Annotated in this window: 6 protein-coding genes; 3 read left to right on the plus strand and 3 right to left on the minus strand. The window is 56.9% G+C overall.

What is annotated here, in order from left to right; all coding sequences use genetic code 11:
- The coding region (locus Q7T64_RS05310; RefSeq protein WP_304792367.1) for a hypothetical protein at positions 1-1,265 on the plus strand (1,265 nt) is incomplete at its 5' end.
- Positions 1,266-1,691: 426 nt separating this feature from the next.
- Positions 1,692-3,605 carry an ATP-binding cassette domain-containing protein gene (locus Q7T64_RS05315; RefSeq protein WP_304792370.1) on the plus strand — a complete coding sequence of 638 codons (1,914 nt, stop codon included), beginning with the start codon at positions 1,692-1,694 and terminating at the stop codon, positions 3,603-3,605.
- A 25-nt stretch (positions 3,606-3,630) separates the two neighbouring features.
- Here the strand turns inward: Q7T64_RS05315 and Q7T64_RS05320 are convergent, their stop codons facing one another.
- Together Q7T64_RS05320 and murJ are read right to left on the minus strand one after the other, a co-directional pair.
- Entirely contained in the window at positions 3,631-4,470 is an 840-nt protein-coding gene (locus Q7T64_RS05320) for a SirB1 family protein (protein WP_304792373.1), read from the minus strand.
- A gap of 75 nt (positions 4,471-4,545) precedes the next feature.
- Entirely contained in the window at positions 4,546-6,096 is a 1,551-nt protein-coding gene (gene murJ, locus Q7T64_RS05325) for a murein biosynthesis integral membrane protein MurJ (protein WP_304792382.1), read from the minus strand.
- A 176-nt stretch (positions 6,097-6,272) separates the two neighbouring features.
- Between murJ and rpsT the strand changes: the two genes are divergently transcribed.
- The gene (rpsT, locus tag Q7T64_RS05330; RefSeq protein WP_304792376.1) at positions 6,273-6,536 is read left to right on the plus strand and encodes a 30S ribosomal protein S20; all 264 of its coding nucleotides are present in this window, start codon (positions 6,273-6,275) and stop codon (positions 6,534-6,536) included.
- A 206-nt stretch (positions 6,537-6,742) separates the two neighbouring features.
- Here the strand turns inward: rpsT and Q7T64_RS05335 are convergent, their stop codons facing one another.
- The gene (locus Q7T64_RS05335) at positions 6,743-7,177 is read right to left on the minus strand and encodes a DUF192 domain-containing protein (protein ID WP_304792379.1); all 435 of its coding nucleotides are present in this window, start codon (positions 7,175-7,177) and stop codon (positions 6,743-6,745) included.
- Positions 7,178-7,371: the final 194 nt, after the last annotated feature.

Below are 7,371 nucleotides of genomic sequence, written 5' to 3' on the forward strand. Positions count from 1 at the left end.
ACTTCGACGACTCGAGTTTATTTATTGTCGCTGGCTGCTTGTTGAAGAGGAATAGCCACCTCTATCCAAATGTAAGCACAATCGATTCCATTGATATGGAAAAGTTTTCCAAACTGCTGCAGTGCTATGGATATAAACCGTTTTCCGAAGACTATTCAGCTTCAACGATTGACCCACGAACGTATATTTGGTTGCGGCATTTTATTGAGGCGCATGTGCAGGCGAAGAAATCGTCAGGAACTGTCCCTGATATGAATTTGCCATGCACTTGGATACAAAGTCTTGATGAGGCTATAAAAATTGAAAATTCGGATTGCGGAGGGCACGTAACTCCACTTTATACAAATAATGTCGAAGGATCGGTTTGTGCCAATGTTTTATATGCTCTAGCAATTGCCATCAGATCAGCCAATTCACTCAACTGGTTTGACGAGAGGCTTCAGAAAATCTTCGACGACACGTCAAATATGATTGCCTGGTTGATTGAATCCGAAACGGTAAACAAGCGGCCCGATGTCGTTTTACTGTACTACCCAGACGTGGAAGTATTCTATTATTTCGTTGCGCGAATACTCAAGCAATTGAGATCGTTTGATGCAGAAACACTGTCTTTGTTTCCGGCTCTAGAAAATGCAAGGAATCGTCTGGACAAGGCGATGCGAAAGGCAACGATAATGCTCTTCGATCTTGCCAATTGTTCTGACGAGGAAGGTATAATATTTTGGGATGGTGTTTTAGGAAAAGGTAGAGATAGATTGTTCATTACTGCAACGTGTATGAATGCACTTCTTGACGCATGGACAGTTAAAAATTTAGATGGTCAATTTCAGTTCTTGCCTGATGCGCCTGAAGAATTGCAGAAATATCTCAAACGTGCATCAAATTTCTTGTGTATGCATGCAACTTCCGAAAAATACTCCTTCAACAATGCAGTATTTTCAGCTAGTGCAAAGTCAATATGGTCTTATCCTGAGCGATACCCGTGCAATACATTTAAATTTACGGATGGGACAGATTTTGACCCTGATTCAATGTCCTACGATCAGCTTATGGATTCTATCGATAGCACGAGGCAGTGTGTTTTGGGTGTCACTGGCTTTGTGTCGGACCAGGATTATCAGACAATGCTTTCAAATAAGCAGTTTGGATTGGAGCAGGCAATCGAAATGCATCCTTACACCAAAATATCATATTGGTCAGTTGAGGATGCTACGAGAAGCATGATTATATTGGCGCTTGCGAAGTACCGACTATGTCATGGTTAACTTACTTTACTATGCTTTGCCGTGTACTCTGCTAAGGAGCCGACCATCTTGTCTTTTGTAGACGACTTTTCCGTCATTTTTTGGTCCCACTCATCCAGAGGTTGGTTATGGCTAAAGCAAGAGATTTCTATCAAATGCCTGACGGATCGTACAGGGAGTGTGACTGTCAAATTGGCCGGCGTCATTAGGCGCAATCGGACTCGTCGGCTACACTAGCCATACTTCGCCGCGAAGGGGATGGTACGGAATTGGTACAATTCTGATGCTTGCCCTATCTAATCCTTCGCTTGAACGTCGGCGGGGACGCGGGAACCAGCGCAAGGCTGGCGAACTATAGCCCTGCGGCGCGCCTTTCTGGTGCTTGGCATCCACCTGTTTATCGTCTGGCCCCGGCCAACCACAATTCACGAATCGGTATCTATCGTCATGGCAGTCATTACCCTGTCCGATGCGCAGCTCGCATTCGGCCACGTCGCACTTCTCAATCACACTGAATTTTCCCTCGAGAACGGGGAGCGGGTGGGCCTGATCGGCCGCAACGGCACCGGCAAGTCTTCGTTGCTGAAAATTATCGCGGGTCGTTTCAAGCTCGACGATGGCCTACTGGTGCTGCAACAGGGCTTGCGCACGGCCTATGTCGAGCAGGAACCTTCGTTCGATCCTGAGCTGACCGTGTTCGACGCGGTTTCCAATGCTTTGGGCGAGACGCGCCGGTTGCTTGATGAGTACGAGAAGCTGGCCGGATCTTTCGGCGCCGGCAACGACGACGAATTGCTGGAGCGGATGCACCAGTTGCAGTCCCGGCTCGACGCCACTGATGCGTGGACCGCGCCGCAACGGGTTGAGAACATGATCGAGCGCTTGCGACTGGACAAGGACGCCCTCCTGGGCTCGCTGTCGGGCGGCACGCAAAAGAGGGTGGCGCTGGCCTGCGCGCTGGTGAATGCGCCGGATGTGCTGCTGCTCGACGAGCCGACCAACCATCTTGATTTCGATTCCATCATCTGGCTGGAAAACCTGTTGCGCGAATATCGCGGCTCGGTATTGTTCATTACCCATGACCGCAGCTTTCTCGACAACGTCGCCACCCGCATTGTCGAACTCGACCGCGGACGGCTGCTGTCCTTTCCCGGCAATTTCAGCGCCTATCAGGTGCGCAAGGCCGACCTGCTGGCGGTCGAGGCGACCGAGTTCGCGAAGTTCGACAAATTCCTGGCGCAGGAAGAGGTGTGGATCAGGAAAGGCGTCCAGGCACGCCGCACACGTAACGAAGGCCGGGTCAAGCGCCTGGAGGACTTGCGCGTGGCGCGCAGCCAGCGGCGGGACCGGCAGGGTCAGGTCAAGCTCGACATCTCTATGGCCGAAAAGTCCGGCAAGATCGTGGTCGAGATGGTCGAGGTCAGCAAGAGCTTTGGCGCGAAAAAAATTGTCGACAACTTCAGCGCGACGATCATGCGCGGCGACAAAGTCGGCCTGATCGGGCCCAACGGCGCCGGCAAATCGACGCTGCTGAAACTGATGCTGGGCGAGTTGACGCCCGACACCGGTACAGTGCGGCAGGGCACCCGGCTGGAAGTCGCCTATTTCGACCAGATGCGGGCGCAGTTGAGCGAAGATGCAACGCTGGCCGAGACCATTGCACCGGGCAGCGACTGGGTCGAGATCAACGGCCAGCGCAAGCACGTAATGTCCTACCTGGATGAGTTCCTGTTCTCGCCCGAGCGGGCGCGTTCGCCGGTCAAATCGCTGTCCGGCGGCGAGCGCAACCGGCTGTTGCTGGCGCGCCTGTTTGCCAAGCCAGCCAATGTCCTGGTGCTGGACGAACCGACCAACGACCTCGATATCGAGACGCTGGAATTGCTGGAGGTCTTGCTCGAAGAGTTCAGTGGCACGGTATTCCTGGTCAGCCATGACCGCGCGTTCCTCGACAACGTCGTCACGCAGGTGTTCGTTGCCGAGGGCGAAGGCAGTTGGCGCGAATATGTCGGCGGCTACAGCGATTGGGAACGCATGCGTCCGGCGCAAATCGAGCTCGCCGCCAAAGCGGCCCGGCAAGAGCAAAAGCCATCGGCGGCAGCAGCGCCAGTGGCAGCGGCTGGCGCTGGCCGGCAAAAGAAGCTCAGTTACCGCGAACAGCGCGACCTGGAAGAATTGCCGAAATTGATCGCCGGGCTTGAAGCAGAACAAAAATCCATAACAGTGCGGCTGGCGGATGCCGAGCTTTACAAGAGCCAACCGGATGAAGTGCAGCGCTTGAACCAGCGTTTTGCCGAAATCGACACCTTGCTGATGCACAACCTCGAAAAGTGGGAAGCAATCGAAGCGCGGGCAAAAGGCTGATCCACCAGCCTCCTCGTTGCCGGTACTAGTTCATGCGCCCGGCGGCGCGCTCCAGTTCAGGCAGTCGCTGGCGCAACGCCGGTCCGTCGGGTGCGTCCGGGCGGGCCTGGAGATAGGCCCGCAGGTCGCGCAGCGCTGCTTGCGGGCATTCAAGCTCCGCATAGGTCAGGCCGCGATCCCGTAGTTCCTCCATCTCGTCGGGCAGCAAAATCACCAGGCGTTCCTGGACTTTCAGCAGGTTGCGCCAGTCCGGCGTGCTGGCGTGCAGCGATTTCAGGTTGCGCAGCATGCGCGCCAGGATGTGCCTGGGCTGGGCTTCACGCAGATACAGCGCCAGCGGCAGTTGTGCCGGTTGCGCACCCTGCTCGATGTAGGGCTCCAGCCTTTCCTCCAGGTCTTCACGCGACAGGCTGGCGCCATTGAACGGGTCAAGGATGATATCGCCCGAGCTGACTGATAATTTCATCAGGAAATGGCCGGGAAAGGAAATGCCCCTGACCTCCAGTCCGATCTGCTGCGCCAGCTCCATGTAGAGCACTGCCAGCGAGATCGGTATGCCCCGGCGGCTTGTCAGGACCCGGTGCAGGTAACTGTTGTCCGGTGCGTAGTAGTCGTTGATGTTTCCGGCGAAACCGAGTTCGCGGTAGAAGAAATGGTTCAGCAGCCGCAGCTTCTGGACGGACGAGGCATCGGCAGGAAACCGCCGCTGCAGGCGTTGCGCCATCAGGTCCATTTCCATTTGCAGCGCCGTCATGTCCAGCGCCGGATCGGCATCCTGGGCAATGGACAGCGCCGCCTCGAACAGCGGGATCGAGTCGTCCTGCTGGACCAGCGACGCAAAGTACTCAATCGGTGTCAGCGTCATATGCGTTTCATCATATCGCGCGACTGCCGGCAAATAAAGCCGCAGGCCGGGAAGCGTTGGCCAGATTGAGCGATATCAGTCCGAGGAACGCTTGAAATCCCTGAAGCGAAAGCCCATCAGCAGCAAGGCAATGAAATATGTTGCACCGGCGGCAATCATGATCCCGGCAAGGTAGGCAATACGGGTGAGCGGCTGGGCATGCAGTGCGATCCAGTCGAATTGCGCCGCCGCGGCGGCGGCCACACCGGCCATCAGGAAAGTCGCACCGGCCATCCGCAGCAGGAACATGCGCCAACCCGGCTGCGGTCGATAGATTTCCTTGCGGCGCAGTCCCGCGTAAAGAAAGCCGGCGTTCAGGCAAGCCCCCAATCCGATCGACAGGGCAAGTCCGGCATGCGCGATGAAGGGCACGAAAATCAGGTTCATCACTTGTGTGGCGATCAGGACCCCGACCGCGATCTTGACCGGCGTGCGGATATCCTGCCGGGCGTAAAAACCGGGCGCCAGTATCTTGACCAGGATCAGCCCGATCAGGCCAAACCCGTAGGCGACCAAGGCGCGGCTGGTCATGACGACCGACTGCGCATCGAATTTGCCATAGTGGAACAGCGTGCTGGTGATCGGCTCGGCCAGCACCGCCAGCGCCACACCCGCCGGCAGCGCCAGCAGGAACGTGATGCGCAAGCCCCAGTCCAGCAGGCCGGAGTATTCGACCGTATCGCCCAGCGAATGCGCTTTCGACAAGCTGGGCAACAGGATGGTGCCGAGCGCCACGCCAAGCAGTCCGGTAGGCAGTTCCATCAGCCGGTCGGCATAGGACAGCCACGAAACACTGCCCTGTTGCAGGTGGGAAGCGATGTTCGAATTGATGATCAGGCTGATCTGGGCGACCGAGACGGCAAAGGTTGCGGGCAGCATCTGGCGCAACACGCGCCGCACGCCGGGATAGGCGAATGCGGTTCCCAGCCGGAACGACAAGCGCGGCAGCATGCCAACCCGGCGCAGCGCCGGCAACTGGATCGCCACCTGCAGCACGCCGCCGACCAGCACGGCAATTGCCAGCGCATAGATCGGTTGCGACAGGTGGGGCGCCAGGAACAGGGCTGCCACGATGAAGGAAAGGTTCAGCAGCACCGGCGTGAATGCCGGTATCCGGAATTCACGCCAGGTATTGAGGATGCCCCCGGCAAGCGCGACAAATGACATGAAGGCAATGTAGGGGAACATGATCCGCGTCATATTGACGGAGGCTTCGAAGGCCAGCGGATCCGACTTCAACCCGCTTGCCATCAGGAATACCACCACCGGCGCGGTGGCGATGCCGACCAGGGCGGTCAGGAACAAGGTCCAGACCAGTACCGTGGCCACATGATCGACCAATTCCTTGGTTGCCTGTTCGCCGCGCTGATTCTTGAATTCAGCCAGGATCGGCACAAAAGCCTGCGAAAACGCACCCTCCGCGAACAGCCGCCGCAGCAGGTTGGGAATGCGAAAGGCGATGAAGAAAGCGTCGGTATAAGCCGAAGCGCCGAATGCACGGGCGATCAGCACCTCGCGAATCAATCCGGTGATCCGGGACAGCATGGTCATGCCGGAGATCGTGATGAGGGTCTTGTGCAAATTCATGGTCGCCAATTATAGCGGCAGGGGTGGGCGCGGACCGGGAAAGCAGGGTGTAATGGCGCAAGGAAAGCCCGGCGCTTGATCCGGGACGGAAAGCGGGCTATACTCCGTCGCTTCACAGAATTTCGGCCGGCGGGTGGCATTTCCTGCGGCTTCCCGACTACGTACCAGGATATTTAATGGCAAATACAGCACAAGCGCGCAAGCGCGCCCGCCAGGCGGTCAAGCAGAACGCCCATAATTCAGCACAGCGTTCGGCGCTTCGTACTGCAATCAAGGCAGTCCGCAAGGCAATCGTCGGTGGCGACAAGGCAGCGGCAACGCTGGTGTTCCAGTCGTCGATCTCGACCATCGATCGCATCGCCGACAAGAAGCTCATTCACAAGAACAAGGCTGCTCGCCACAAGAGCCGTCTGTCAGCAGCGCTGAAAGCGCTGGCTTGACACGCGCCTGGCCGGCCCGGTAAATAAGGGTCGGGCAGTAAAAACAGCTCGCCGGCATTGCCGTGCGGGCTGTTTTCGTTTTGATCGGGATTTCGTTTCAGGCGGGATTGCCCGGATCGCCGGCGCTGCGGCTGAGGGTCTGCGCTATCGGACTGGATTCAGCCCGCAATGGCAGGCTGCACCGATGCGGCCCTGCTGGCCGGCATTCATCGAATTCCGACGATCTCCGTGCCCGGCTTGATATTCTTTTGCCTGAACCAGCCCAGGTTCATCTCCAGCGCATAGCGCGCGGGTTGCTGCGCGCAGTGTGAATCGAGTCGCTGCGGCGCCATGTCTTCAATATTGATGATGCGCGCCTTCTCGTCCAGGAAGGCGACCGAGAGTGGAATATAGGTATTTTTCATCCACATGCAGATCTTCTGGGGCTCGTCGAATACGAACAGCATCCCTTCGTTTGCCCCCATTTTTTTCCGGAACATCAGGCCCTGTGCCCGATCTTCGTTGCGTGCGGCGACTTCAGCGCGCACCACATGCATGCCCGCACTGAGCTCGACGATCGGAAGGCGGCTTTCCGCGCTTGCGGCGGCGGCGGCCAGACAGAGCAGCAATGCCATGCTGCGTTGCAGTAATGATGATTTCATGAGCGGGCTCGGGATTAGCGCAGCGTGAATGCAAGCAGGAGTGTAAACAAAAAAAGGCAGGGGAATCCCCTGCCTTTTAAGGGTCTGAATCGAATTACTTCGATGCAGCAGCCGAAGCCGAAGCTTTCTTCTCAGCTTTTTTCTCAACTTTCTTTTCTGCTTTCTTAGGAGCCGAAGCGGAAGCCGAAGCAGCA

It is taken from the genome of Lacisediminimonas sp. (assembly GCF_030645335.1).
GTDB lineage: Bacteria > Pseudomonadota > Gammaproteobacteria > Burkholderiales > Burkholderiaceae_D > Lacisediminimonas.